Annotated in this window: 27 protein-coding genes; 5 read left to right on the top strand and 22 right to left on the bottom strand. The window is 62.4% G+C overall.

The genetic code is table 11. The annotated features are described in order from the left end of the window. Positions 1 to 21: 21 nt before the first annotated feature. Positions 22 to 501, bottom strand: a complete 480-nt coding sequence (locus tag ACZ5BO_RS10600; RefSeq protein ID WP_025128720.1) for a GNAT family N-acetyltransferase — start codon at positions 499 to 501, stop codon at positions 22 to 24. A gap of 219 nt (positions 502 to 720) precedes the next feature. On the opposite strand from ACZ5BO_RS10600, the gene ACZ5BO_RS10595 reads away from it, so the two are divergent. From ACZ5BO_RS10595 to ACZ5BO_RS10580, 4 genes are all read left to right on the top strand, one after another. Next, complete coding sequence (locus ACZ5BO_RS10595) at positions 721 to 1,362, top strand: HD domain-containing protein (protein WP_464701220.1); 642 nt, start codon at positions 721 to 723, stop codon at positions 1,360 to 1,362. 114 nt (positions 1,363 to 1,476) lie between these two features. Beyond that, the gene (locus ACZ5BO_RS10590; RefSeq protein ID WP_464699608.1) at positions 1,477 to 2,694 is read left to right on the top strand and encodes an MFS transporter; all 1,218 of its coding nucleotides are present in this window, start codon (positions 1,477 to 1,479) and stop codon (positions 2,692 to 2,694) included. Positions 2,695 to 2,777: 83 nt separating this feature from the next. Further along, a complete protein-coding gene (locus ACZ5BO_RS10585; protein WP_025128717.1) occupies positions 2,778 to 3,104 on the top strand; it encodes a hypothetical protein in 327 nt (108 codons plus the stop codon). Positions 3,105 to 3,163: 59 nt separating this feature from the next. Next, positions 3,164 to 3,544: a Rho termination factor N-terminal domain-containing protein gene (locus ACZ5BO_RS10580; RefSeq protein WP_025128716.1), complete on the top strand. Its 381-nt coding sequence runs from the start codon at positions 3,164 to 3,166 to the stop codon at positions 3,542 to 3,544. A gap of 28 nt (positions 3,545 to 3,572) precedes the next feature. On the opposite strand, the gene ACZ5BO_RS10575 is transcribed toward ACZ5BO_RS10580, so the two are convergent. The 20 genes from ACZ5BO_RS10575 to ACZ5BO_RS10480 all read right to left on the bottom strand — a co-directional run bounded on the left by ACZ5BO_RS10575 (position 3,573) and on the right by ACZ5BO_RS10480 (position 21,610). Then, positions 3,573 to 4,493, bottom strand: a complete 921-nt coding sequence (locus ACZ5BO_RS10575; protein ID WP_464699605.1) for a PfkB family carbohydrate kinase — start codon at positions 4,491 to 4,493, stop codon at positions 3,573 to 3,575. Further along, positions 4,486 to 5,952 carry a purine-cytosine permease family protein gene (locus ACZ5BO_RS10570; RefSeq protein ID WP_464699603.1) on the bottom strand — a complete coding sequence of 489 codons (1,467 nt, stop codon included), beginning with the start codon at positions 5,950 to 5,952 and terminating at the stop codon, positions 4,486 to 4,488. Before ACZ5BO_RS10570 ends, ACZ5BO_RS10575 begins: the two co-directional genes overlap by 8 nt. Positions 5,953 to 6,096: 144 nt before the next feature. Then, the gene (locus ACZ5BO_RS10565; RefSeq protein ID WP_464699601.1) at positions 6,097 to 7,104 is read right to left on the bottom strand and encodes an ADP-ribosylglycohydrolase family protein; all 1,008 of its coding nucleotides are present in this window, start codon (positions 7,102 to 7,104) and stop codon (positions 6,097 to 6,099) included. Next, on the bottom strand, positions 7,101 to 7,814 hold the full coding sequence (locus ACZ5BO_RS10560; RefSeq protein ID WP_025128712.1) for a GntR family transcriptional regulator: 714 nt from the start codon (positions 7,812 to 7,814) through the stop codon (positions 7,101 to 7,103). Before ACZ5BO_RS10560 ends, ACZ5BO_RS10565 begins: the two co-directional genes overlap by 4 nt. A gap of 71 nt (positions 7,815 to 7,885) precedes the next feature. Continuing rightward, entirely contained in the window at positions 7,886 to 8,449 is a 564-nt protein-coding gene (locus tag ACZ5BO_RS10555) for a DUF1285 domain-containing protein (RefSeq protein ID WP_025128711.1), read from the bottom strand. Positions 8,450 to 8,467: 18 nt separating this feature from the next. Continuing rightward, the gene (locus ACZ5BO_RS10550; protein WP_025128710.1) at positions 8,468 to 9,070 is read right to left on the bottom strand and encodes a DUF4823 domain-containing protein; all 603 of its coding nucleotides are present in this window, start codon (positions 9,068 to 9,070) and stop codon (positions 8,468 to 8,470) included. Positions 9,071 to 9,187: 117 nt separating this feature from the next. Then, positions 9,188 to 10,156: a GTP 3',8-cyclase MoaA gene (locus ACZ5BO_RS10545; protein ID WP_025128709.1), complete on the bottom strand. Its 969-nt coding sequence runs from the start codon at positions 10,154 to 10,156 to the stop codon at positions 9,188 to 9,190. 139 nt (positions 10,157 to 10,295) lie between these two features. Next, the gene (locus ACZ5BO_RS10540; RefSeq protein ID WP_011060125.1) at positions 10,296 to 10,934 is read right to left on the bottom strand and encodes a TetR/AcrR family transcriptional regulator; all 639 of its coding nucleotides are present in this window, start codon (positions 10,932 to 10,934) and stop codon (positions 10,296 to 10,298) included. An 809-nt stretch (positions 10,935 to 11,743) separates the two neighbouring features. Continuing rightward, the gene (locus tag ACZ5BO_RS10535; RefSeq protein ID WP_025128708.1) at positions 11,744 to 12,529 is read right to left on the bottom strand and encodes a TatD family hydrolase; all 786 of its coding nucleotides are present in this window, start codon (positions 12,527 to 12,529) and stop codon (positions 11,744 to 11,746) included. Positions 12,530 to 12,613: 84 nt separating this feature from the next. Then, complete coding sequence (locus ACZ5BO_RS10530) at positions 12,614 to 13,600, bottom strand: DNA polymerase III subunit delta' (protein WP_464699597.1); 987 nt, start codon at positions 13,598 to 13,600, stop codon at positions 12,614 to 12,616. Further along, the gene (gene tmk / locus ACZ5BO_RS10525) at positions 13,593 to 14,225 is read right to left on the bottom strand and encodes a dTMP kinase (RefSeq protein ID WP_464699595.1); all 633 of its coding nucleotides are present in this window, start codon (positions 14,223 to 14,225) and stop codon (positions 13,593 to 13,595) included. Before tmk ends, ACZ5BO_RS10530 begins: the two co-directional genes overlap by 8 nt. Before the next feature lie 19 nt (positions 14,226 to 14,244). Then, the gene (mltG, locus tag ACZ5BO_RS10520; RefSeq protein ID WP_464699593.1) at positions 14,245 to 15,444 is read right to left on the bottom strand and encodes an endolytic transglycosylase MltG; all 1,200 of its coding nucleotides are present in this window, start codon (positions 15,442 to 15,444) and stop codon (positions 14,245 to 14,247) included. Positions 15,445 to 15,447: 3 nt separating this feature from the next. Next, positions 15,448 to 16,263 (bottom strand): aminodeoxychorismate lyase, encoded by an 816-nt coding sequence (gene pabC, locus ACZ5BO_RS10515; protein WP_464699591.1) that lies wholly within the window; start codon positions 16,261 to 16,263, stop codon positions 15,448 to 15,450. Next, the gene (gene fabF / locus ACZ5BO_RS10510; protein WP_464699589.1) at positions 16,263 to 17,507 is read right to left on the bottom strand and encodes a beta-ketoacyl-ACP synthase II; all 1,245 of its coding nucleotides are present in this window, start codon (positions 17,505 to 17,507) and stop codon (positions 16,263 to 16,265) included. The genes pabC and fabF overlap by 1 nt, the downstream gene beginning before the upstream one ends. A gap of 110 nt (positions 17,508 to 17,617) precedes the next feature. After that, positions 17,618 to 17,854, bottom strand: a complete 237-nt coding sequence (acpP, locus tag ACZ5BO_RS10505; protein WP_003175607.1) for an acyl carrier protein — start codon at positions 17,852 to 17,854, stop codon at positions 17,618 to 17,620. Positions 17,855 to 18,050: 196 nt separating this feature from the next. Next, a complete protein-coding gene (gene fabG, locus ACZ5BO_RS10500) occupies positions 18,051 to 18,791 on the bottom strand; it encodes a 3-oxoacyl-ACP reductase FabG (RefSeq protein WP_464699587.1) in 741 nt (246 codons plus the stop codon). A 16-nt stretch (positions 18,792 to 18,807) separates the two neighbouring features. After that, complete coding sequence (gene fabD / locus ACZ5BO_RS10495; RefSeq protein WP_025128702.1) at positions 18,808 to 19,746, bottom strand: ACP S-malonyltransferase; 939 nt, start codon at positions 19,744 to 19,746, stop codon at positions 18,808 to 18,810. A gap of 126 nt (positions 19,747 to 19,872) precedes the next feature. Continuing rightward, on the bottom strand, positions 19,873 to 20,883 hold the full coding sequence (plsX, locus tag ACZ5BO_RS10490; RefSeq protein WP_081818658.1) for a phosphate acyltransferase PlsX: 1,011 nt from the start codon (positions 20,881 to 20,883) through the stop codon (positions 19,873 to 19,875). A gap of 3 nt (positions 20,884 to 20,886) precedes the next feature. After that, positions 20,887 to 21,069: a 50S ribosomal protein L32 gene (gene rpmF / locus ACZ5BO_RS10485; protein WP_003179396.1), complete on the bottom strand. Its 183-nt coding sequence runs from the start codon at positions 21,067 to 21,069 to the stop codon at positions 20,887 to 20,889. Between the two features lie 13 nt (positions 21,070 to 21,082). Next, positions 21,083 to 21,610, bottom strand: a complete 528-nt coding sequence (locus tag ACZ5BO_RS10480) for a YceD family protein (RefSeq protein WP_025128700.1) — start codon at positions 21,608 to 21,610, stop codon at positions 21,083 to 21,085. 105 nt (positions 21,611 to 21,715) lie between these two features. On the opposite strand from ACZ5BO_RS10480, the gene ACZ5BO_RS10475 reads away from it, so the two are divergent. Beyond that, entirely contained in the window at positions 21,716 to 22,294 is a 579-nt protein-coding gene (locus ACZ5BO_RS10475) for a Maf family protein (protein WP_210713617.1), read from the top strand. Between the two features lie 53 nt (positions 22,295 to 22,347). Here the strand turns inward: ACZ5BO_RS10475 and sppA are convergent, their stop codons facing one another. After that, the gene (gene sppA, locus ACZ5BO_RS10470) at positions 22,348 to 23,337 is read right to left on the bottom strand and encodes a signal peptide peptidase SppA (protein WP_015634705.1); all 990 of its coding nucleotides are present in this window, start codon (positions 23,335 to 23,337) and stop codon (positions 22,348 to 22,350) included. Positions 23,338 to 23,351: the final 14 nt, after the last annotated feature.

Here is a 23,351-nt window from a genome sequence, read left to right as displayed (position 1 = left end):
CGTCAGCTCATGGAGTTGTCGTCAGCCGCGGGCGAAAGCCCGCAGCACTTCACCGTCCATGCGGTACTTGACCCACTCTTCCTGAGGCTGGGCGCCCAGGGACTTGTAGAACTGGATCGCCGGTTCATTCCACTCCAGCACGCTCCATTCGAAGCGTCCGCAATCGTTGTCACAGGCAATCTGCGCCAAGTGCCGCAGCAGTTGCTTGCCCGCCCCGCCACCGCGTTGTTCCGGGGTGATGTAGAGATCCTCCAGGTACAGGCAGTTGCTGCCCAGCCAGGTGGAATAACTGAAGAAAAATACCGCAAAGCCGATCGGCACACCGTCACGCAGGCAAATCAGGCCGTGGGCCGTGGCGCCTTCGCTGAACAGGCTGCGTTCGATGTCGGCAACACTGGCGAGCACCTCGTGGCGGGCCCGCTCGTAGTCGGCGAGTTCGGTGATGAACGCAAGAATCTGCGGGGCATCGCTAGGCAGCGCGGGACGGATTTCGACGGACATCGACGGTTCTCATGGCGGAATCAGGCGGCCATATTAGAACGACAGGAGAAAAACATGCACGGGCATTTGCATGCACCGGGCTGACCGTTGCGACTCGCCAAGCCCCATTCCACTGGCGGCGATCAACGACACTTCCACAGCCTTGCAGCCCCTGCACGCCTTATCGCCAGCCACGACAACGGCTACAGTGGCATCGAACTGGACACCTCGGGCCCTTCAATGACCTTCGCACCTCTGCATACCCTGGCGACCACCCTGCTGCCCCATGCCCTCGAGCCTGGCGATGACGGCGCCCATGACCTGTCCCACCTGCAACGGGTCTGGAACAATGTGCGGCGCATTGCAGGGGAAGAAGGCGGCGACCTCAAGGTACTGCTGGCCGCCACCCTGCTCCACGATTGCGTGGCCGTGGAAAAAAGTTCGCCGCTGCGCCCCCGGGCCTCGCAACTGTCGGCGGACAAGGCTCGCGGTGTGCTCGCCGAACTTGGCTGGTCCAGCTGCGAGATCGACGCCGTGGCCCACGCCATCGCCGCCCACAGCTTTTCGGCCGCCATTGCGCCCACGTCCTTGGAAGCCAGGATTCTCCAGGACGCCGACCGGCTCGATGCCCTGGGCGCCCTGGGTGTGGCCCGCACCTTCTATGTCGCGGGACGCCTGGGGCGGGCTCTCTACGACCCCAACGACCCATGCGCCGAGCAGCGCGAACTCGACGACGCGCACTTCACCCTGGACCACTTCCAGACCAAGTTGCTGCACCTCGCCGAAGGTTTTAACACCGCCGCCGGCACCCGCCTGGCCCAGGTCCGCCATGAGCGCCTGCAGCGCTTTCGACAGGAGTTGCTGGAGGAGATCGGCCAGTAGCAGCAACGCTTACTCCGCTGCCGGCTAACCCTGAGGCCTGCAGGAAGACAACAAACACCCGGCGGCACCATGCTAGAAAGCCCGGCATAACTCCAAGCATAAAGAGGCGCTTTCATGTCCGCGGGCAATACGCAGGAATCCAGGGTTTCAGGCCCACTCTTCGGCCTGTTCTGCCTGGGCAGCTACCTGCTGTCGCTGTCCTATGGCTCGACCTTTCTCCTGTCATTGCTGATCAGCGGCCGGGGCGGCAATGAACATGACGCCGGCAGCGTGATTTCCGCAGCGATGCTCAGTACCTTCGTTGCCGTGATCGGTTCCGGGCACCTTGCAGACTGGCTCGGCGCCGCGCGCTCAGTGGCGCTGTTCGGCTGCCTGCTGGCACTGGCCAGCCTGGGCTTTGCCCTGACTCCGGGATTCGGCCCCGGCCTGCTGGTCTTCGGCCTGACCCTGGGCCTGGGTTGGGGGGTGTTCTACACCTTGGGCCCCATCCTCGTGGCCATGCTGGTGGAGCCGGCACAACGCGCTCGTTACTTCGCCCTGCTGTCGGGCAGCATGATGACCGGCATCGGCTCCGGCCCGCTGCTGGGGCGCCTGGCCAGCGCCCTGGGGTATCCATTGACCAGCGCCTTTTTCATTGCCGCAGCGGCCAGTCTGCTGGGGGTGTTGATCTTCTGGCGACTGGGTGCCCACCTGCATCAGCGCGCCAGTCACCTGGGCACGGCGGCGGCGCGCATCACCTGGGACGGCACGGTTCGCGTGCTGTCCTCCAGGGCAGTGTTCCCGATTCTGATGGTGGGCCTGGGGGGCTGCGTGTTCGGCGGTCTGTCGAGTTTCCAGACCAGCTACGGGCCTTCCCGCGGGGTTGATTACTCGCTGTTCTTTCTCGGCTTCATGAGCGCCGCCATCGCCAGCCGGATGCTGATCGCCGGCTTTGTGGTCAAGCGCGACCCCTACCGTGCCTCCTGCCTGCTGTCGGGGCTGATGGTGGTATCGATCCTGCTGTTCCTGTTTGCCGTCGACAGCAGCGCCAGCTACCTGCTGGCCGCGGCAGTGCTGGGGGTTGGCTATGGCCTGACCTATTCGGTGATCAACGGCCTGGCCGCCAACGAGGCGCCCAGCGCCAGCACCTCTCAATCATTGCTGCTGTTCAGCCTGTCCTACTTTATCGGGGTGTTCGGTTTTCCCTTGCTGGCCGGACGGATCATCGTCGAATCCGGCATCCAGACCCTGCTATTCACCGTGCTGGGCATCGCCTTGCTGAACTGGCTGATCAGCCTCGGGCGCCTGGGCTGGCGTCGCTTGCGCCAGCCACGGATCGCCCACGGCAGCTGACACCGTTCATCGCTTCTCAGGCACCAATCGCCAACCAGGGCGGACCAATATCAGGTACGACGCTAACGAATGGAGGCGACACCATGATCAAGGTCCAACTCTCTGCCCTCGCACTGGCCGGGCTGCTGTCCACCGCCGCCCTGGCGGGCGCCACCGGCCCGACCAACCCGGTGGAAGGTCCAAAATCCCCCGCGACCCAGGGCACACCGAAAATCAACCTCAACCCACCGGCCATGGACGAAGGTTCGCTGCCACCCGCCACCGGCACCGACCCGCGGATCCAGGGCAACGACAACGGCCGCCAGGGCGGGGCCGGCACCCTGGATTCGAGCAGCCCGGACAACAGCAAGACCGGCACCGGTTCGAAAACCACCAGCGGCGGCTCAGGCTCCGAAGGCAGCAGCCAGTAGCGCCCGGCGCCGGTTCAATCCAGCACGCCCCGCCTGGCGGGGCCTTGAGGAGAGATGCCATGACTCGAGGAAGCAAAGCCAAATACACCCTCGCCCAGCGGCGCAAGGCGGCGGCCATCGAAGCCAGCTACGAGGAACGTGGCCTGCCCCCGGAGCAGGCCGAAGCGCGGGCCTGGGCCACGGTCAACAAGCAGTCCGGAGGGGGCGAGCGCGCCGGCGGCTCGGGCAAGGACAAGAGCCAGGCAGACAAGGCTCGGGCTCGCAGTGAGTCAGCCCGCCGCGCCGTGGCCACGCGCCAGGGCCACGCCCGCAACAGCGCAGCGTCCCTCGGCACGCAAAGCAAGCAAAGCCTGCTCAAAGAGGCCCGGGCGAAGAACATTCCGGGGCGCTCCAGCATGCGCAAGCAGGAATTGATCGAAGCCTTGCGCAAAGCCGGTTGAAGCGTCGGAGCCAGGGGCAAGCCGCTCTTCACTGAGCGAGCAGCATGGCCTCTACCTCAGCGCTACCCGGCGCCGTGGCCGGGCCGCGGCGAGTGACCGCCAGAGCAGCGGCGGCGTTGGCCCGGCGCGCCGCTGCCAGGGGCTCATGGCCTGCCGCCAGGGCTGCGACAAAAACCCCGGCGTGGGTGTCGCCAGCGCCGTTGCTGTCCAGCGCCTCGACCTTGAACCCCGGGACCTGAACCGCCTGCCCGCACTGACTGACCCAGCAGCCCCGAGCGGCGTCACGCAAGACCAGCAAGGCACTGGGCGACAGCCAGGAGCCAAGCTGCTGCAATGCGGCGTCGATCTCTGAGGCCGAGGTGAACTGCAGCGCTTCTGCCCGGTTGCTGCTCCAGATATCGATCCGCGGCAGCAAGGCTGCCATCAGCGGGGAGTCCGCCGAGGCCGCCAGCGGTCCCGGATCGAACATCAGCGGCAACTCTCGCGGCAGCGTCAGCAGCCAGTCCACCAGGGCCTGGGCCTTGCTCGCCTGCAGCAGGCTGTAGCCACTGACATACAGGTAGTCCCCCGGGGCCACGGTGACGTGTGCCAAATCCTCGGCCGACAATTCGCCCTCGGCGCCGATGTGGGAAATGAACGTACGCTCGGCAGAAGATTCGGTCAGGGCCACGCACAAACCGGTATCAGCCCCGGGGCTGCATTCCAGGCTCATCCGAATGCCTTCGGCCTGCATCGCCTGGCGCGCCAGGTCGCCGAATCGACCCTGGCCGTGACGGCCGAGGTAGACCACCGGCAAGCCGTTGCGCGCCGCAGCGGCCATGACATTGAAGCCACCGCCGACCTCGAAGCTCGCCGAATCGGCCAGCACATCGCCGCCTGAAGCCGGCAGACGATCCACCGCCATCACCAGATCGACGATCACCTGGCCGCTGTGCAGCAATCTAGCCATTGGCATTCTCGATAAAGGCCCCGCGCCGATCCCGGGCGCCCCCCAGCAGGCCATAGCCGCCCCCGGCTACCAGGAAGGTGACGATCCAGCCCAGGCCATTCTCGCCCAGCCAGGAGTTGGCCAGCGGCCCGGTGAACCAGGCATCTGCGGCGGTGGTACCGATGCTGGTGAAGCAGAAGCCCAGGACGATGGCCAGCACCCAGGCGCCAAAGGCGCGCCACTCGATGCCGCCCCGGTACCAATAGGCGCTGCTCGGGCTGACGTCGAGCAAGTCATCGGCGCTGTAGTAATGACGGTGGATCAGGTCCATCACGAAGATCCCGACCCAGGCGGTGATCGGCACCGCCAACAGCGAAATGAAGCTGATGAAGGGACCATAGAAACTGTCGGCGATCAGCATGAAATAGATCGAGCCGATGAAGATCGCCACGATGTCCACCAGCACCGCATAGACCCGCTTGACCCTGAGGCCCAGGGTCAGCGCGGTGAGGCCGGCGGAATACACCGACAGGTTGTTGGAGAGCAGCAGGCCGCCAAACGCGGCGATCAGGTACGGCACGGCCATCCAGGTCGGCAGCATGTTGCGGATCGCGATGATCGGATCCACTGCCGAGGCCAACTGATCATTACCCACTGACAACAGCCCGCCCAGGGTGATCAGCAGCACCAGCGGAATACCGGCACCAAAGGCTGCCGAGGCCACCAGCCGTCCGGCGGTAACCGAGCGCCGCTGATAGCGCGACATGTCCGCCCCGGAGCTGGCCCAGCCGATCCCGGTGCCGGCGGCCATGGTACCGATGCCGATGAGCATGGCGCTCATCGGCGCGGGCGTGGCATTGAACACCGCAGTCCAATCGACGGTGGCGCAGAGAAATCCGCCGACCAGCAGGTTCAGCGCACCGAATCCATAGGTGGCCCACTTCTGGATCACCAGCAAGGTGGCGTGGCCCAGGCCGGACACGCTCAGGGTCATCAGGACGATGAGACCGATGAACAGCAGGGTCAGCAGCGGTGTGTCCCTGGCCGACGCCTGGGTATCGAACAGGATCGAACTCAAGGACAACAGGACAAAGGCGGCAGTGGTGGTGTTGACGGTTTCCCAGCCTACGCGGGAAAGCATCGACACCAGGGTCGGGCCGATGTTGCCGCGCACACCGAAGATCGCCCGGGACAGGGTCAAACTAGGGGCCCGCCCTCGCCGGCCGGCCACCGAGATCAACCCGACCACGGCGAATGAGCCCATCGAGCCGAGTATCGCCACCAGCAGCACCTGCCAGATCGACAGGCCATGAAAGGCCACCAGGGTAGCTCCCAGGGGCAAGCCGAGGATGCTGATATTGGCCGCGAACCAGACCCAGAACAGTTGCAGCGGGTGCCCGTCGCACTCAGCCTCGGGCACCGGCTCGATCCCCCGGGTTTCCAGTTGCCCGGCGCCCGGCCCGACCGTCGATGAACTCATGAATAAGGCTCCTGTTGCCGTTGTTATGGTTTTAGGCAATTTCGGAAGTCGCTGAACGTCCCGGCATCCCTGGCCGCGGTCACGCTTTCCATAGCAATCGGCGGCAAAGCCGATCGAATGTTTTATCGCCGAGCGATGATCGGATCAGGCGATCTGGCGCAAGGCCAGCAGCTGTTGTACCAGAGGTTGCAGATCCAGAGCATTGACCTGCTGCACCTGGGCGATCAATTCAGCGGGCCAGGCCGGCAACCCCAGGCAGGCTCCGAGCATGGCGCCGAGAATGGCCGCAATGGTGTCGGTGTCGCCACCCAGGCTGGCGGCCATGCACAGCGCCTCGAACGCTTCCAGGTGCCCGAGAGCCACTTGCCCGGCCAGGGCAAAGCTCGCCACCACTGATTCCTGGGAGGCCACCGACGTACCGATCAGCTCATAGAGCATCTGCATGAACTGCGCCTTGTCATCGCCGGCGCTCAAGGAGCAGGCCCACTCCAGGCGCGTGGCGATATTGGCACCCGCAACCCAGTGCCCGCGGGCCTGCGCCTGTCGGGCGATCTGCCCTCCCAAAGACAGCGCCTCGCTCAAGGCAGCACCGTTGACTCCGGCTGAAACCACTGCCGCAACCGCCGCTGCGCTGGCAATCCCCAGGCTGGTGTTATGGGTCACCTGGCAGGCTTCGACCACCGCCTGGATAAAACCATCAGCCTGAGTGACATCGGCCGCAATCCCCACTGGCGTGATGCGCATCGCCGCGCCGTTGGTGGTGCCGTAGCGGCCAGCGTCATCCACCGAATGGCCGGCGAGAATCAATTCAATGGCGTGCTTGGTGGAAGGGCCAAGCAAGTCCAGCGAGCCTTTGGCACGCATCGCCGCCTCCCATTCGATCAGGCTCTGGGCCAACGCCGCCGGGGCAATGCGCCCCTCGCCCCGAACCAGCAACTGGCCCACCAGGATCGCCTGCTCGGTATCGTCGGTGATCGAACCCGCAGGCATGTTGGCGGCGATCGGCTGATCCGGGCCAGCATCCTCCAGAGTGTGGATGACACCGAAACGCTGGCGGATCTGCTCACGGCTCAGGGATTGGGTCGGCATGCCCAGGGCGTCGCCCAAGGCCAGCCCATAGAAGGCCCCAAGTGCGCGTTGCAGTGAGCTCACCGCGACTCTCCAAATTGCAGGTGCATGCGAAAATGCTGAGGATCCAACAGGCTCTCCACCTGCTCCATGAAGCGGCCCTGGCGATCGTAGGTGGTCCGCAGTGCCTTGAGGAATACCTCGCCTGGAGCACGGCCGAGCAATTGTGCATCGTCCACGCTCAACGGCTCGGCGCCAATCCACTGATCGCCACGCTCGCCGATGTAGCCATAGGCAGCCAGGGTAATGGTCAGGGAATCATCGATCAGGCCGACCCGAGGCAGGCCTTCCAACTCGCCGGAGGCTGGGATCAGCGAGCGCTCAAGGGACAGTACCCGGCCATCGGTACTGCGACGACGACGATCCAGGGCAATGAATTGATCGGTCCCCAGGCGATGCTTGAGGTCCGGGCGGCAGATCGCCTCCAGGCGCAGCACCTCGGTATTGACCAGGGCGCCGCTGTCGGCGAGGGCCTGGGCCCAGCCGTGATGCTGGTCCAGGGCGACCCCGTCAAAGGTGACGATGGAGCCTACCCCGCTTTGTGTGGCGATGTAGTTGCGTCGCTTGAGCTCGGCCAGGGCCTCACGCAAGGTGCCGCGGCTGACACCGAATTCCTCGGCCAACTGATGCTCGCCCGGAAGCTGGAAGCCGTCTTCCATGAGACCGCTTTCAATACGCCGGATCAACTCGTCGACCACCCTTGTTTTTTTATCGAATCGGACATGTTTAATCATGTCCGGCTTGATACATGAAACGTCGGATCGAGAGCAAGAAATATCGTCCTACAACAGTCTGAAATTCCTGTTCAGGGCTCAAGCCCTATAGGGAAGAACACTCCGCAGCTCCAGACCCCAAGCCAATTCTGGCCATTAATGACACGAACCTGTGCCAGCTCCACCAGTTGGTAGAAGACATTGCGATGGACCAGCGCCTCAAGATTGTGCCGAACCAGAATGTACGGCGCCGGCTCCTGAGTCACAGGGTCGATCAATACTCGCAGCGGGTGCTGCTCAGCCGCCTGCACCTGCTCATCGACATTGGTGCTAAAGCGCAGCACCTGGCTTTCGCCCTGCCCCTCAACCTCGAGGGTCACCGCGACGAAGGGAGCGTCATCAACCTTGATCCCCACCTTCTCCACGGGCGTGACGAGGAAGTAGTCGTCGCCATCACGGCGCAGAATGGTGGAGAACAGCTTGACCATGGGCTTGCGACCAATCGGCGTGCCCAGGTAGTACCAGGTGCCGTCGCGGGCAATGCGCATGTCGATATCGCCGCAGAAATCGGGGTTCCACAAGTGGACCGGCGGCAAGCCCTTCTCGGCCTTGGGAATCTGCGCCAACAGGTCATTGGCCTTGCCTGGACCACTCATAGCATTTTCCTCAATCACTCAATCACTCAAACCCAGCAAACCGCGAGCGTATTGCTGCAAGGGTGGGCCAAGCAGATCCTGTGGCTTGTTGTCGTGGAACGTCAGTAAACCGCCACGACTGCGAATACGTGCCGAATCGATCAGGTACTGGGTACTGGTCTCGATCAGCATCAGTTGGATCGTACTGGTATCGACCCCCAGGCGATCCACTGCCTCCTGGTCCAGCCACTCATCGGAGTTGCCGATACGATCGTCAGCCTTGGCAAAACGTGCATAAAGCAGGTAATGCGCTCCCACTTCCCGCGCTTCAGCCATGGCTTCGTTCAAGCCTTCGGCAGCCCGGGCCCGACGCACCATGGGGAAATATTCGATAAAGCCGTTGAAGGCTTCCTCGGCCACCACATTGGGCCGCGGATAAGCGCTGCCAGGCGGTGCGAAGGGTCCCTGGGCGATGAAAATGAACGAATCAGGCTGAATACGGAATGAGCTGGTACGGCGGGTATCGCTGTGATCGAGCACCCCCGCGTCACTCAAGTGATAGCGGACCCCTTCGCCCATATCACTGACATTCATGCAGCCGCCGAGCGCCAAAAAGGCCAGCAGCAAAACCAGGCTACGCATCCTACCCTCCAAAATCCGGTGACGGAAAACCGGCGAATGGCCACGAGATGCAGCTTCCGCGCCAGCTCGAGCCCCTGGAAGGCACCGCGCGCCTATCTTGTGCCGCAAAAAACCGACTTAGCCACCAATGATCTTCATCACCGTGGCCCCGCCCGAGAATGCCACCTCCTGTTTGTCACCCAGCGCCTTGACCAGCAACCGCTGCAGCGCCGGCAAGGCTTGATGACGCGGCTTGTCCAGCAGATCGCCAACATAGTGGCGATTGCTCGATGACAGGCAGCCATGCAGCCAGCCGGTGGAGGACAGCCGCAAGCGCGAGCAGGTCCGGCAAAACGGCACGCTTTCATTGGCAATCACACCGAAATGGCCGCGACCGGGAATCTCGTAGCGCACGGCGGTAGCGTCCATCGGCGCATCGGCCTGCAGGTACTCATATCGCTGGCCGATCAGATCCAGCAGGTTTTGCAGGCTGACAAACTGCTGCAGGAAGGCATTGCCGTCACTGGCCAGGTGGCCCATGCGCATCAACTCGATGAAGCGCAGCTCGTAACCCTGGTCCAGGCAGTAATCGAGCAGCGGCATGACCTGGTCCAGGTTCTGTCCGCGCAACGGCACCATGTTGACCTTGATCTTCAGCCCCGCCGCCCGCGCCTGCTGCATGCCGTCCAGCACTGTGGCCAGGTCGCCGCCACGGGCGATGCTGCGAAAGGCCAGGGCATCCAGGGTATCGAGCGAAACGTTGATCCGACGGATCCCCGCATCCACCAGCAGCGGCAGCTTGCGCGCCAGGAGCTGGCCGTTGGTGGTCAGGCTGATGTCTTCCAGCCCCAGTTGCCCCACCGCCCCCATGAAGGTTTCCAGCTTGGGGCTGACCAGGGGCTCCCCGCCGGTGATGCGCAAGCGCTCGATGCCGGCTGCTTCCATCAGGTACGCCACGCCACGGGCCATCGCACCGGCCGACAACTCGTCCTGGGCAGCCACCAGCCGCTTGCCGTCAGGCACGCAGTAGGTACAGGCATAGTTGCAGGCAGACGTCAGGCTGATCCGCAAGTTGCGAAAGCGTCTGCCTTGGCGATCAACGATCATGGATGACTCCGGCGTAGGAAGGGAGAACCGGGCAAAACCTGACTCAAAAATCAGGTTTTGGCAAGTCCCATGCCTGAGTATATGCCTCGGACACTGCGCCATACAGTTTCCCGAGGGCATCTGGCAACGGCTGAATGCCTCAGCTGTTCGAGGTGTCGGGGTCGCGCTTGCGCTTGTTGCCCATGCGCACGCCGATGTCCATCAGGAACTGGAAGAAACCTTCCTGATCCTCCAGCACATTGCTCCAGAACGGCGAGTGGTACAGCGCCACTGCGCCGTGCACCAGCGCCCAGGATGCGCAGTAGTGGAAATAAGGCGGAACGTCTTCCAGCTTGCCTTCGCTGATGCGGCCCTTGATCAGCAGGGTCAGGCGTTCGAAGTTGGAAGCGCGGATCTTGTGCAGTTCCTCGACCATCTCCGGTACCTGATTGCCCTTGACCACCTTCTCTTCCAGGCGATCAAACAGTCGGTAGCGCTGCGGATCGCGCATGCGGAATTCGAAGTAGGCCCGGGACAGGGCTTCCTTGTCCTTGTCGACATCGGCAGAGTGCAGCAGCTCGTTCAGGTCACGCTCGTAGTCGAGCATCAGACGCAGGTAGATCTCCGCCTTGGACTTGAAGTGCTTGTAGATGGTCCCTTTGCCGATACCCACGGCATCAGCAATCATCTCGACGGTGACACTGTCTTCACCTTGTTCGAGGAACAGCTTGAGCGCGGTATCGAGAATTTCTTGCTCGCGGCGACGAAACTCACGGACCTTACGAGGTTCTTTCTGCATAAGAAAAGGTCTGTTCGGGGTCAAAATCGAAGCCGCGTATTATGCCTAACTTGCGCCAAAATGCACGGATCATCCATCGTTGCAGGTGTTTCTGGTGCAAAAGCCGCCCCGACAGAACCGTCCGGACAGGCGCCAAAAGCCAGGGAAATCCCGTGAATACGGGGCCGGGCCAGGGTTCAAATAAAAAACTTCTACAGCCGCCAAGCTCCGGATCAGACTGCAAAGTCTGGTTTTTCCTGCAACCAGCACCCTGGATCGCCCTACGCCCTGCGTGCGACGCAAAGACCTCGACAAGTCGCAATACCACCATTACCCGGCTGATTCGTCGCTCAGCGGGCCAACGCAACTGCCGGCGCACAGCATCAGAGAAACCCTATAAGAGCGGAAGAATAATCCGAAAGTATCGATGGCGTTGATAACTGCCCGCCTGGCCGATACAGCAAACTGCAACAGGCTGCGTAGAAAACTTTCATGAAAACGCGGCTATTTTTAGTCTTATCGGCTAAAAATCAGGTGATATTCGCCGATCGCGTCGAAAGCTGCGATACAGGCAACGAAAATGAGAACTCAAGCGAAGCGCGCGTATTCCAAATTTGTTTAAAAAACGAGCAGGGGCAACTGGACTGAATGCAATAGTGATCAATACTTCAACTGTCGGCGGGACATCTCCCCCAAGTGAAACGCCGATCAAGGTACCGAAGGACCGCGTGCCTTAGTTTTACTCCTAATGGTCTTAACCCGGATTCACCCCCCAGAACCCGGGTTTTTTTTGCCTGCAATTCAGCGCCAGTGCACCCTGCGCCCCAGGCTCAGCCCTTGACCCGCGCCAAGGGGAACAGGCGCTTGAAGTTGGCCGTGGTCTGCTGGGCAAAGGCTTCATAGCTTTCGCCCCGCAGCATCGCCAGGAACTCCGCCACCTCGCGCACGTACTGCGGCAGGTTGGGCTTGCCGCGATAGGGGATCGGCGCCAGGTAAGGCGAATCGGTCTCCACCAGCAGCCGGTCGGCCGGCACCTGTCGGGCCACGTCCCGCAGGGCATCGGCATTGCGGAAGGTGACGATCCCCGAGAGGGAAATATAGAAACCCAGGTCCAGGGCCGCCTTGGCCATTTCCCAGTCTTCGGTGAAGCAATGCAGCACACCGGCATTGGGCAATGCCGCCTCGCGCAGCAATGCCAGGGTGTCGGCGCGGGCGCCACGGGTGTGCACCACCACCGGCTTGCCGGTCTGCTGGGCGGCCTGCAGGTGCAGGCGGAAGGATTCCTGCTGCAGCTCGGCGGCTTCCGGCTCGTAGTGATAGTCCAGGCCAGTCTCGCCAATGGCCACTACCCGAGGGTGGTTCAGTTCATCCAGCAGCCAGTCCAGGGCCGGCGCTGCGCCGGGCTGTACATCCAACGGATGCACACCCACCGAGCAGTCGACATCGTCATAGCGCTCGGCCAGGGCCTTGACGTCCGCCGCGTTGTCGGCGCTGACACCGATGCACAGGAAGTGCCCTACCCCCCGTTGGCGGGCGGCAGTCAGCGCGGCATCCAGGGAGCCGTCATGAGCGGCGAGGTCGAGGCGATCAAGGTGGCAATGGGAATCTACGAGCATAGGAGGCTACAACTACATCCGATCAATGAAGGGCCCGGACTTTGGCGCCCGGGCGGAAACAACGCTGAGTCTAGGCGCTGCGGGTCAATTCTGGGTAGGCAGGGCCGCCCACTGCACCAGCAAGGCTTCCAGCAACAGCACGCGGTTGAGGTTGGCCTTGCTCAGGACCTTCTGGCGCTGGGCCAGGATCCAGTCCTGGATGTTCAGCACCTTGGCCTGGGCGGACTTCTGCGCCAGGTATTGCAGCACCTTGCGCATGTCTTGCAGGCCCAGCCCCAGCTCATCCTCGGTCAGTTGATAGCGCAGCACCAGGTTCGACCAGTCGCAGAACCAGTCGAACAGCAGCAACAAGGGAATGGCACTCCAGGATTCGGCCAGTTGCGTGGGCGACTGCTGCTGTTTCAGCAGCTTCTTCACCCCTTCCACCACTTGCGCGCGCTGCTCGCGAACCCCCTGGGCCTGCAGGCTGACCGCTGCCAGCGGCGAACCGGCAGCCAGGGTCAAGAGCTCCACCCGCTCCTCCTCGGAGCAATCAGGCAGGGCCTGGGCCAGCCACTCAAGGCTCATGGCCTCGCTGGGCAGCGGGCAGGCCTGCTGCACGCAACGGCTCTTGATGGTGGGCAACAACCGGCTGGGCTGGTGGCTTACCAGCAACAGCACAGTGTTGCCGGAAGGCTCTTCGAGGCTCTTGAGCAAGGCGTTGGCGGCGTTGATGTTCATCGATTCCACCGGCTCGATCAGCACCACCTTGCGCCCGCCCAACTGGGCGGTCTGGACCACGAAGCTCACCAGTTCGCGGACCTGGTCGACCTTGATCGCCTTGTCCGCTTCCTCCGGCTCCAGCACGTAGTTGTCCGGGTGGCTGCCGGCCTGCAGCAACAGGCAGGACTTGCATTGACCACAGGCGTCCAGGCCTTCCGGGCGCTGGCACAGCAAGCGCGCCATCAGCCGCTCGGCCAGGGCCCGCTTGCCGATACCCGCCGGGCCATGCAACAGGTAGGCATGGGCATGCTGGGTACGCCCCGCCAATTGCTGCCAGAGGCTGTCCTGCCAGGGGAAGACTTCAGCCACGGGCGCGCTCCAGCAACTGCGGCAACAAGGCGTCCAGGGACTGCTGGACCTGGGCCAGGGGCTGCGCCGCATCCACCAGCACATAACGCTGCGGCGCCGCTGCAGCTCGGGCCAGGAAGGCTTCGCGAACCTTCTGGAAGAAGACCTGGCCTTCCTGCTCGAAGCGATCCAGCCGGCCACGGGCACTGGCTCGCGCCAGGCCGACATCCACCGGCAGGTCGAAGACCAGGGTCAGGTCTGGACGCAACTCGCCCTGGACGAAATCCTCCAGCGCAGCAATGCGCGCAAGGCTCAGGCCGCGGCCCGCGCCCTGGTAGGCGTAGGTGGAGTCGGTGAAGCGGTCGCACAGCACCACCGCACCGCGCTCCAGGGCCGGTCGAATCACCGCTGCCAGGTGCTGGGCACGCGCGGCGAACACCAGCAACAGCTCGGTATCGGCGTTCATGACCTCTTCCACCGGGGTCAGCAGCACTTCGCGAATCCGCTCGGCCAGCGGCGTGCCACCGGGTTCGCGGGTCAGCAGCACCTCGATCCCCGCAGCGCGCAGGCGCTCGGCGAGGTACTCGCGATTGGTGCTTTTGCCCGCGCCTTCCGGGCCTTCCAGGGTAATAAACAAGCCAGTCACGGGCAGTCCTTAATCAATGTCATTGCGGGCTTTTCGCCGCGGGCTCGGGCACAGGCTCGGCAGCAGCCGGAGTCGCAGCCGGCTCGGGCGCAGCTTGCGGAGCGCTTGCCGGAGCCGTCTCCGGACCAGGGGCTGCAGGCGGCGCCGGCACCGGACTTGCAGCTTCGGGAGCCGCTGGCGTGGCGGCTGGGGCCGGGCTGGAACGGTAGTCGGCGCGACGCTTGAGCTGAAACTCGCGCACCGCGCTGTTGTGGGCATCCAGGTCATCGGAGAACACATGGCTGCCGTCGCCCCGTGCGACAAAATACAGGCTCTTGCCGGGCACCGGGTTGAGGGCGGCGTGGATCGCCTCGCGTCCGACCATGGCGATCGGCGTCGGCGGCAGGCCGGCAATCACGTAGGTGTTATAGGGCGTGGCTTCCTTGAGATGAGCCCGGGTCAACTTGCCGGTGTAACGCTCACCGAGGCCGTAGATCACCGTTGGATCGGTCTGCAGCAGCATGCCAATCTGCATGCGCCGCACGAACACCCCTGCGATCTGCCCGCGCTCCTGGGGTACGCCGGTTTCCTTCTCCACCAGCGAGGCCATGATCAGCGCCTGATAAGGATCGCTGTAAGGCGCATCCTCGGCACGCTTGCTCCACTCCTTGGCCAGCACATCGTCCAGGCGGTCGTAGGCTTTTTCCAGAAGCTCGGCGTCGGTCATGCCCCGAACGAAACGATAGGTGTCAGGGAAGAAACGCCCTTCAGGGAAAACCCCAGGATGCCCAAGCTTTTCCATCACCTGGCTGTCGCTGAGCCCCGTCAGGGTCTGCTGCAGTTTTTCGCTCTTGGCCAGGGCGCTGCGTACCTGGCGGAAGTTCCAGCCTTCTACCAGGGTCAGGCTGTACTGCACCACCTCACCGCGCTGCCAGAGGCCGATCAGGCCTTCGGCGGTCATGCCCGGGGTCATGCGGTACTCGCCGCTGTGCAGAGGCTGGCCCGCCAGATTGAAGCGCCAGTACAGGCGCAGCCAGAAGGCATCATCGAGCACACCCTCGGCTTGCAGACGATTGAAGGTGCCGGTGGGCGTCGAGCCGGCGGGAACATCGAGCAACTGTTCCTGGCTCAGGTTCAGCGGTTGTTCCAGGGCCGAGTGCAGTTTCCAGGCACTCGCACCCAACAGCAGTCCTGCCAGGACCAGTCCGGTTTCCAGCAGGAGCAGTAATTTACGTCTCACGAATCAAGCATCCAGTAGTGCGCGGGTAATGCCCTGCAGTTTACGGGTGAGCGCACCCGCCGACCAGCTCATCCCGGCACAGCCGAGCACTGGCCAGACGCCATAGACACTGTTGCAGACAAAGACTTCATCAGCCTGTTGCAGCTGATCGAGACTGATATCCGCGACTTGCGCGGGGATGCCCAATGACTCGGCCTGAAACAATATTTCAGCGCGCATCACCCCGGCCACGCCGCAGCGACTCAGGTCAGCCGTCAGCAGCCGCCCCTGGCTGACCAGGAACAGGTTGCTGAACACGCCTTCGATAACTCGCCCAGAGGTATCTCGCATCAAGCCTTCGGCATGCTCGGCATCACGCCACTCGGCACGAGCCAGAACCTGTTCCAGACGATTGAGGTGCTTGAGGCCGGCCAGCAGCGGCTGCTCGGCCAGGCGCGTGGTACAGGCAAACAGACGAACGCCTTGCTCGGCATGGGCCAGGGGATACACCGGCAATGCGGAGCCCTGGAGAATCCGCCGTGCAGCACTTGCAGGATCGGCGGCATAGCCGCGCTGGCTGTCGCCTCGGGTCAGGATCAGCTTGAGCACCCCCTCCCCCAAAGCCGCCGCATAGGCCTGCAGCTCACTGCGGATCAGGGCTTGATCCGCCGTCAGGGCCAGGCGCCGACACCCTTCGGCCAGACGCTGCAGATGCCGCTCCAGCAGCTGCGGGCGCCCGGATTTGACGGCAATGGTCTCGAACAGACCATCACCGTAAGCCAGGCCGCGGTCCTTGAGCGACAGTGCGTCAGCCGGCTGACCGTCGACCCAGCTGTGCATCACTCGGCGAACCGGCGGAACACCAGGGAGCCGTTGGTGCCACCAAAACCGAAGGAGTTGGACAGCACTACGTCGATGTCCATGCTGCGCGCGGTGTGCGGCACAAAATCGAGATCGCAGCCTTCATCCGGCTCATCCAGGTTGATGGTGGGCGGCGCGGCCTGGCTGTTGATTGCCAGCACGCTGAAGATCGCCTCGATCGCCCCGGCGGCCCCCAACAGGTGGCCGGTCATGGACTTGGTGGAGCTGACCGCCAGCTTGTAGGCGTGATCGCCGAACACGCTCTTGATCGCCTCAGCCTCGGCCAGGTCACCGGCTGGGGTCGAAGTGCCATGGGCGTTGATGTACTGCACCTGGTCGACATTGAGCTGGGCGTCGCGCAGGGCATTGGCGATGCAGCGCGCCGCACCGGCACCGTCGGCGGGAGGCGACGTCATGTGATAGGCGTCGCCGCTCATGCCGAAGCCGATCAGTTCAGCGTAGATGGTGGCACCACGCGCCTTGGCGTGCTCCAGCTCTTCGAGGACCAGGGCACCGGCACCGTCGGACAGCACGAAGCCATCACGGCCCTTGTCCCATGGACGGCTGGCGCGGGCCGGCTCGTCATTGCGGGTCGACAGCGCACGGGACGCGCCGAAGCCGCCCATGCCCAGGCCACAGGCAGCCATTTCAGCACCGCCGGCGATCATCACGTCGGCTTCGCCGTAGGCGATGTTGCGCGCGGCCATGCCGATGCAGTGGGTGCCGGTGGTGCAGGCCGTGGAAATAGCGTAGTTCGGCCCCTGGGCACCCAGGTGGATGGACAGGAAGCCGGAAATCATATTGATGATCGAGCCAGGCACGAAGAACGGAGAAATCCGCCGTGGGCCGGAATCATGCAGGATGCGGCTGGTTTCCTCGATATTGGTCAAACCGCCAATACCCGAACCCATGGCCACGCCGATGCGCTCACGGTTGGCATCGGTGACTTCCAGCCCGGCATTGCGCACCGCCTGGAAACCGGCCGCCAAGCCGTATTGAATGAACAGGTCGAGTTTGCGGGCCTCTTTGACCGACAGGTATTCCTCGACATTGAAGCCCTTTACCGAGCCGCCAAAACGGGTGGAATAGGCAGAAAGGTCGGTGTGTTCGATCAGACCGATGCCACTTTGGCCAGCCAGAATGCCCTGCCAGCTGCTTGGCACATCCGTACCCAGTGGCGACAACATACCCATACCGGTGACTACGACGCGTCTACGCGACACAGCACTCTCCTTTTTCTAATGACGACACTTTGTATCAGGCCTAAAGAAAAAACCGCACGCCGTAACGGCAGTGCGGTTTTTCCATGACAGCAAAAGACGACTACAAACGATTAAGCCTGGTGGCTGGTAACGTAGTCGATAGCTGCTTGAACGGTAGTGATCTTTTCAGCTTCTTCGTCAGGGATTTCGGTCTCGAATTCCTCTTCCAGAGCCATCACCAGCTCAACGGTGTCAAGGGAGTCGGCACCCAGGTCTTCAACGAAGGAAGCGGTGTTAACAACTTCTTCTTCTTTAACGCCCAGTTGCTCAGCAACGATTTTCTTGACGCGCTCTTCGATGGTGCTCATACCTTGTTTTCACTCCTAATGGACAAATTCAGGCAGCTGGCCAGTGGGTAAGTGTATAGAAAGGCTTTTCAGCTTTTCAACTGAAAGCTTCGCTCCTCAAACCCTTTGGCCATCTGCCTATAAATAGATTGCAGCTTTATAACGGATTTTAGACAGCTCGTATGACATTTTTTTGAAGCAATCCGTCACATTTGACTTACATGTACATCCCGCCGTTGACCGGGATTGTAGCCCCGGTAACGTAGGCCGCACCGTCCGACGCCAGAAAAGCGACCACTTGCGCGATCTCTTGAGCTTGCCCCAGACGACCCAGCGGAATTTGTGTCAGCAGGGCTTCACGCTGCGCTTCCGGCAGTTCACGGGTCATATCGGTATCGATAAAACCTGGAGCCACCGAGTTCACAGTGATCGACCGAGAGCCGACTTCACGCGCCAGGGCACGACTGAAACCTTCCAGACCGGCCTTGGCGGCGGCGTAGTTTACTTGGCCTGCGTTGCCCATGGCACCCACTACCGAGCCAATACTGATAATTCGACCCCAACGAGCCTTGGTCATGCCACGCAGAACGCCCTTGGACAGGCGATACAGGCTGTTCAAGTTGGTATCGATCACGTCGTACCACTCGTCATCTTTCATGCGCATCATCAGGTTGTCGCGGGTGATACCGGCATTGTTCACCAGGATCGCCGGCGCACCGAACTGCTCAGTGATGCTGGCCAGGACTGCAGCCACGGATTCGTCACTGGTAACGTTCAGCTCAAGGCCGGTGCCCTGGATGCCATTTTCCTTGAGGGTGGCAGCAATGCGCTCGGCACCCGAAGCGGAGGTGGCGGTACCCACCACGGTGGCGCCCATGCGCCCCAACTCCAGGGCGATGGCCTGGCCGATACCACGGCTGGCGCCGGTTACCAGTGCAACTTTACCTTGCAGACTCATGCAAGCTTCTCCTAATTCAGGCCAGCGCTGCGCGGGCGGCAGCGAAAGCATCTGGGGTATTCAGGTTAGAGGTCGACACACCTTCGGCGCAGCGCTTGTTGAGACCGGCCAGGACCTTGCCCGGACCGCATTCAACCAGCTCGGTGGCGCCATTGGCCGCCAGAGTCTGGACCGACTCGACCCAACGCACCGGCTTGTACAGTTGCTCCAGCAGATCACGCTTGAGGGTGTCCAGGTCGGCGGCAACAGCGGCGCTGACGTTCTGCACCAGCGGAATTTGCGGCGCCTGCCAGTTGATTGCAGCGATCGACTCGGCGAAACGCTCGGCAGCCGGGCGCATCAGCTCGCAGTGGGACGGCACGCTGACCGGCAGCGGCATGGCGCGCTTGGCGCCCCGTGCCTTGCAGCCCTCGATGGCACGATCCACGGCAGCCTTGGCACCGGCGATCACCACCTGGCCAGGGGAGTTGTAGTTCACGGCGCTGACCACCTCACCCTGCGCGGCTTCAGCACAGGCGGCGACCACATCGGCATCTTCCAGGCCGAGAATTGCAGCCATGCCGCCCTGCCCTGCCGGCACGGCTTCCTGCATCAACTGGCCACGACGCTCGACCAGCTTGACCGCTTCACCCAGGGTCAGGCTGCCAGCGGCGACCAGGGCACTGTATTCACCCAGGCTGTGACCGGCGACGAAAGCCGGGCGCGCGCCACCTTCGGCCAGCCATACCCGCCACAGGGCGATGGAGGCGGTGAGGATGGCCGGCTGGGTCTTGTCGGTTTGATTGAGCAGCTCTGCAGGACCTTCCTGGGTCAGAGCCCAGAGGTCGTAGCCCAGAGCATCGGAGGCTTCTTTGAACGTATCGAGAACCAGGGGGTACTGCGCGCCCAACTCGGCCAACATGCCGAGGGACTGCGAGCCCTGCCCTGGAAAGACGAATGCGAGGGATGCAGACATGTAACAAGCCCCTAATGATCTTGTCGTCGGAGAATTGACGTCACACCACGGTGGACGCAAGAAACTGACAGTTGGATGGCCAATTGAACTGAGCGGTCACATTTAAGCACTCCACAGGAAAAACGCCTACGGCAACAAGTCTTCAAGTTGCCCATGCAGGCGTCGCGGCAAGTCTTCCTGAATTTCGATAAGCGCTCGCTGAATGGCACTCTGGAAGCCCTGAACCCCTGCCGAACCGTGGCTTTTAACCACAATCCCCTGCAACCCCAGGAAACTCGCACCGTTGTGCCGCGCCGGCGCCAGGTCTGCCTGCAGCCGTCGCATCAACGGCAAGGCCAGCGCCCCCACAGTCCGGGTCAACAGGTTTTGCTTGAACAGCGCCTCGATACGCGCGGCGATCATGGTCGCCAACCCTTCGCTGGACTTGAGCAGGATGTTGCCGACGAACCCGTCGCACACCACCACATCCGCCTCGCCACGATAAAGCCCGTCACCCTCGATAAAACCGATGTAATTCAACCCCCGAGCCTGCTGCAGCAGACTGGCCGCCAGCTTGACCTGCTGGTTGCCCTTGATGTCTTCGGTACCGATATTCAACAGCGCCACTCGCGGCCGGACGATGCCCAGGGCCTGCGCCGCAACCGAGCCCATGATTGCAAACTGCAACAGGTGTTCGGCACTGCAATCGACGTTGGCCCCCAGATCCAGCAACTGGCAATAACCACGCTGAGTGGGAATGGCAGCCACCATCGCCGGACGATCGATACCAGGCAGGGTTTTCAACACATAACGCGACAGCGCCATCAGCGCCCCGGTATTGCCGGCACTGACGCAGGCCTGGACCTTGTCATCGCGTAGCAGCTCGAGGGCCACCCGCATCGAAGAGTCGGGCTTGCCACGCAGGGCCTGCGAAGGCTTTTCGTCCATGGTGATCACCTCGTTTGCAGGGGTAATCGTCAGGCGCGCGCGATCCACGGCCGAATGGGCGCAAATCAAATCTTCAAGAAGGGAGGGTTGACCCACCAGGGTCAGGTGCAGCGAGGGGGTAGCAGACAGGCAAGCAATACTCGCCTGAACAATGCTGCGGGGACCGAAGTCCCCGCCCATTGCGTCAATCGCGATGACTTGAGCGGACAAGGATTACTCGTCAGCGCCCTTGTCGATCACTTTACGACCACGGTATACGCCTTCTGGCGATACGTGGTGACGCAGGTGAACTTCACCGGTGGTCTTTTCTACGGACAGGGTGCTAGCCTCGAGGGCGTCGTGGGAGCGACGCATGTCACGGGCAGAGCGGGATTTTTTGTTCTGCTGAACAGCCATAATTGATTAACTCCTAAACGTTTGGGTCACGCTTTAACTGCGCCAATACACTGAACGGGTTGGACCGCGTTACCTCGTCCTCGCTCGGTTCGGGCTCATCGAGCCCCGCCGGCTGCTGGCATTCTTCCGGATGATGAGCAGGCACGATGGGCAAGGCAAGCAAAAGCTCTTCCTCGACCAACGCCTGCAGATCCAAAGGATCTTCGCCCAGTTCCAGCACGTCATAACCTTTCGGCAACGACTGGGTATTCGCACCCTCCTTCACCACGGCGTAACTGCACTCGCTGTGGATCGGCAGGGTGACCAGCTCAAGACAACGCTGGCAAACCATTTTGACTTCGACGTCGATGGAGCTGTGGATAACTACAGCTTTACGTTCGTCACGCTCGAAAATGAATTTAGCCTGCACCGTACCGACATTGTCGGAAAGCGGGTCGCAGAGTCTCTCCAAATCGGCCAGCAGCAGTTCACCTTGAAGGGTGGTGCCACGGTCAGCCAATTTGCGCGGGTCAACGTGAGGTGGAATCGGGTCATTCAACATAGGCGCAGCATTATAGGGATGCCCCCGGCCATGTCAAAGGAAATTCAGCCCTGTCCGTCACTTGCAAGCCTCGCTAGAATTCCCGGCCTGCCTCAGGAGACGCACATGCTGCCTTTATTACTCGCCTCAAGCTCGGCCTACCGCCGGGAATTGCTGTCCCGCCTGCGCCTGCCCTTCACCTGCAGCTCTCCTGACATCGACGAAAGCCATCGTCCCGGAGAATCTGCCACGGCCCTGGTGAAACGCCTGGCCGAGGAAAAGGCCCGCGCCCTGGCAAGCAGCCATCCCGCACACCTGATCATCGGCTCCGACCAGGTCGCGGTGCTTGGCGAGCGCATCATCGGCAAACCCCATACCTTCGACAAGGCCCGCCAGCAACTGCTGGACGCCAGCGGCGCCAGCGTGACCTTCCTCACCGGCCTGGCCCTGCTCAACAGCCAGACCGGCCACTGCCAGGTCGACTGCGTCCCGTTTACGGTCAACATGCGCACCCTGGACAGCACCCGCATCGAACGCTACCTGCACGCCGAGCAGCCCTATGATTGCGCCGGCAGCTTCAAGGCCGAAGGCCTGGGGGTCAGCCTGTTCCAGAGTACCGCCGGCAGCGATGCCACCAGCCTTATCGGCTTGCCACTGATCCGCCTCGTGGACATGCTGCTGGCCGAAGGCGTAGAGACGCCCTGAGCCGCCATAAAAAAGCCGGCACTCAAGCCGGCTTTTTATTGAGCAACACCCGATCAGCGCAAGGTTGGGCCCTGAAAGCCCATCCACATGGCAATCTGCTCAGCCACGCTGGCACCGAGCTTCTTCGAGAAGCGATCAAATGGCGATTCCTGGACGGTAAAGTCCACCACCTCTTTCTCGCCAATCACATCCCGCGCCACCGAACTGGTATTGCCCAGGCCATCGATCAACCCCAATTGCAGCGCCTGCTCGCCCGACCACACCAGGCCGGAGAACAGCTCCGGATGCTCCTTGTCCTTCAGGCGATCGCCACGGCCCTGCTTGACGCTGGCGATGAACTGGCGATGAGTGGTGTCCAGCACGCCCTGCCAGAACTGGGTCTCTTCAGGCTTTTGCGGCTGGAACGGATCGAGGAACGACTTGTGCTCGCCGGAGGTATAGGTACGACGCTCAACCCCCAGCTTCTCCATGGTGCCGACAAAGCCGTAGCCGGCCGCCGTCACACCAATGGAGCCCACCAGGCTCGCCTTGTCAGCGTAGATCTCGTCAGCAGCGCTGGCGATGTAGTAAGCGCCCGAAGCCCCGAGATCCGAGATCACCGCGTAGACCTTGGTGTCCTTGTGCAAAGCCCGCAGACGACGGATCTCGTCATAGACGTAGCCGGACTGCACCGGACTGCCGCCAGGACTGTTGATACGCAGAACAATGCCCTTGACCTTGGAATCATCGAACGCAGTACGCAGGCTGCCGACAATATTGTCAGCGCTGGCCGACTCCTTGTCGGCAATCACCCCCGTGACATCGATCACTGCGGTGTAGCTACCACCACGAGTGGCGTTCTTTTCCATGGTCATCAGCGGCGTGAACAACGCCAGCGCCGCGAACAGGTAAACAAAGGTCAACAGCTTGAAGAAAATGCCCCAGCGCCGCGAACGACGCTGTTCCTGGACACTGGCCAGCAGCGTCTTCTCCAGCAGTTTCCAGCTTTTATCATCACCACCTTCAGCGCCCGCCTTGCTCGGCGCCTTCCATTCGTCGGTCATGCCTGTTACCCCAG

Source organism: Pseudomonas sp. FFPRI_1 (assembly GCF_055384485.1).
The sequence above is the reverse complement of the archived record's forward strand: the minus strand, read 5'-3'. Positions and strand labels throughout refer to the sequence as shown.

What these genes read in the sequence shown, in the direction of transcription:
- ACZ5BO_RS10600 (WP_025128720.1), bottom strand. Translation starts at nt 501, where the DNA reads ATGTCCGTCGAAATCCGTCCCGCGCTGCCTAGCGATGCCCCGCAGATT.
- ACZ5BO_RS10595 (WP_464701220.1), top strand. Translation starts at nt 721, where the DNA reads ATGACCTTCGCACCTCTGCATACCCTGGCGACCACCCTGCTGCCCCAT.
- ACZ5BO_RS10590 (WP_464699608.1), top strand. Translation starts at nt 1,477, where the DNA reads ATGTCCGCGGGCAATACGCAGGAATCCAGGGTTTCAGGCCCACTCTTC.
- ACZ5BO_RS10585 (WP_025128717.1), top strand. Translation starts at nt 2,778, where the DNA reads ATGATCAAGGTCCAACTCTCTGCCCTCGCACTGGCCGGGCTGCTGTCC.
- ACZ5BO_RS10580 (WP_025128716.1), top strand. Translation starts at nt 3,164, where the DNA reads ATGACTCGAGGAAGCAAAGCCAAATACACCCTCGCCCAGCGGCGCAAG.
- ACZ5BO_RS10575 (WP_464699605.1), bottom strand. Translation starts at nt 4,493, where the DNA reads ATGGCTAGATTGCTGCACAGCGGCCAGGTGATCGTCGATCTGGTGATG.
- ACZ5BO_RS10570 (WP_464699603.1), bottom strand. Translation starts at nt 5,952, where the DNA reads ATGAGTTCATCGACGGTCGGGCCGGGCGCCGGGCAACTGGAAACCCGG.
- ACZ5BO_RS10560 (WP_025128712.1), bottom strand. Translation starts at nt 7,814, where the DNA reads ATGATTAAACATGTCCGATTCGATAAAAAAACAAGGGTGGTCGACGAG.
- ACZ5BO_RS10555 (WP_025128711.1), bottom strand. Translation starts at nt 8,449, where the DNA reads ATGAGTGGTCCAGGCAAGGCCAATGACCTGTTGGCGCAGATTCCCAAG.
- ACZ5BO_RS10550 (WP_025128710.1), bottom strand. Translation starts at nt 9,070, where the DNA reads ATGCGTAGCCTGGTTTTGCTGCTGGCCTTTTTGGCGCTCGGCGGCTGC.
- ACZ5BO_RS10545 (WP_025128709.1), bottom strand. Translation starts at nt 10,156, where the DNA reads ATGATCGTTGATCGCCAAGGCAGACGCTTTCGCAACTTGCGGATCAGC.
- ACZ5BO_RS10540 (WP_011060125.1), bottom strand. Translation starts at nt 10,934, where the DNA reads ATGCAGAAAGAACCTCGTAAGGTCCGTGAGTTTCGTCGCCGCGAGCAA.
- ACZ5BO_RS10535 (WP_025128708.1), bottom strand. Translation starts at nt 12,529, where the DNA reads ATGCTCGTAGATTCCCATTGCCACCTTGATCGCCTCGACCTCGCCGCT.
- pabC (WP_464699591.1), bottom strand. Translation starts at nt 16,263, where the DNA reads ATGCACAGCTGGGTCGACGGTCAGCCGGCTGACGCACTGTCGCTCAAG.
- acpP (WP_003175607.1), bottom strand. Translation starts at nt 17,854, where the DNA reads ATGAGCACCATCGAAGAGCGCGTCAAGAAAATCGTTGCTGAGCAACTG.
- fabG (WP_464699587.1), bottom strand. Translation starts at nt 18,791, where the DNA reads ATGAGTCTGCAAGGTAAAGTTGCACTGGTAACCGGCGCCAGCCGTGGT.
- fabD (WP_025128702.1), bottom strand. Translation starts at nt 19,746, where the DNA reads ATGTCTGCATCCCTCGCATTCGTCTTTCCAGGGCAGGGCTCGCAGTCC.
- rpmF (WP_003179396.1), bottom strand. Translation starts at nt 21,069, where the DNA reads ATGGCTGTTCAGCAGAACAAAAAATCCCGCTCTGCCCGTGACATGCGT.
- ACZ5BO_RS10480 (WP_025128700.1), bottom strand. Translation starts at nt 21,610, where the DNA reads ATGTTGAATGACCCGATTCCACCTCACGTTGACCCGCGCAAATTGGCT.
- ACZ5BO_RS10475 (WP_210713617.1), top strand. Translation starts at nt 21,716, where the DNA reads ATGCTGCCTTTATTACTCGCCTCAAGCTCGGCCTACCGCCGGGAATTG.
- sppA (WP_015634705.1), bottom strand. Translation starts at nt 23,337, where the DNA reads ATGACCGACGAATGGAAGGCGCCGAGCAAGGCGGGCGCTGAAGGTGGT.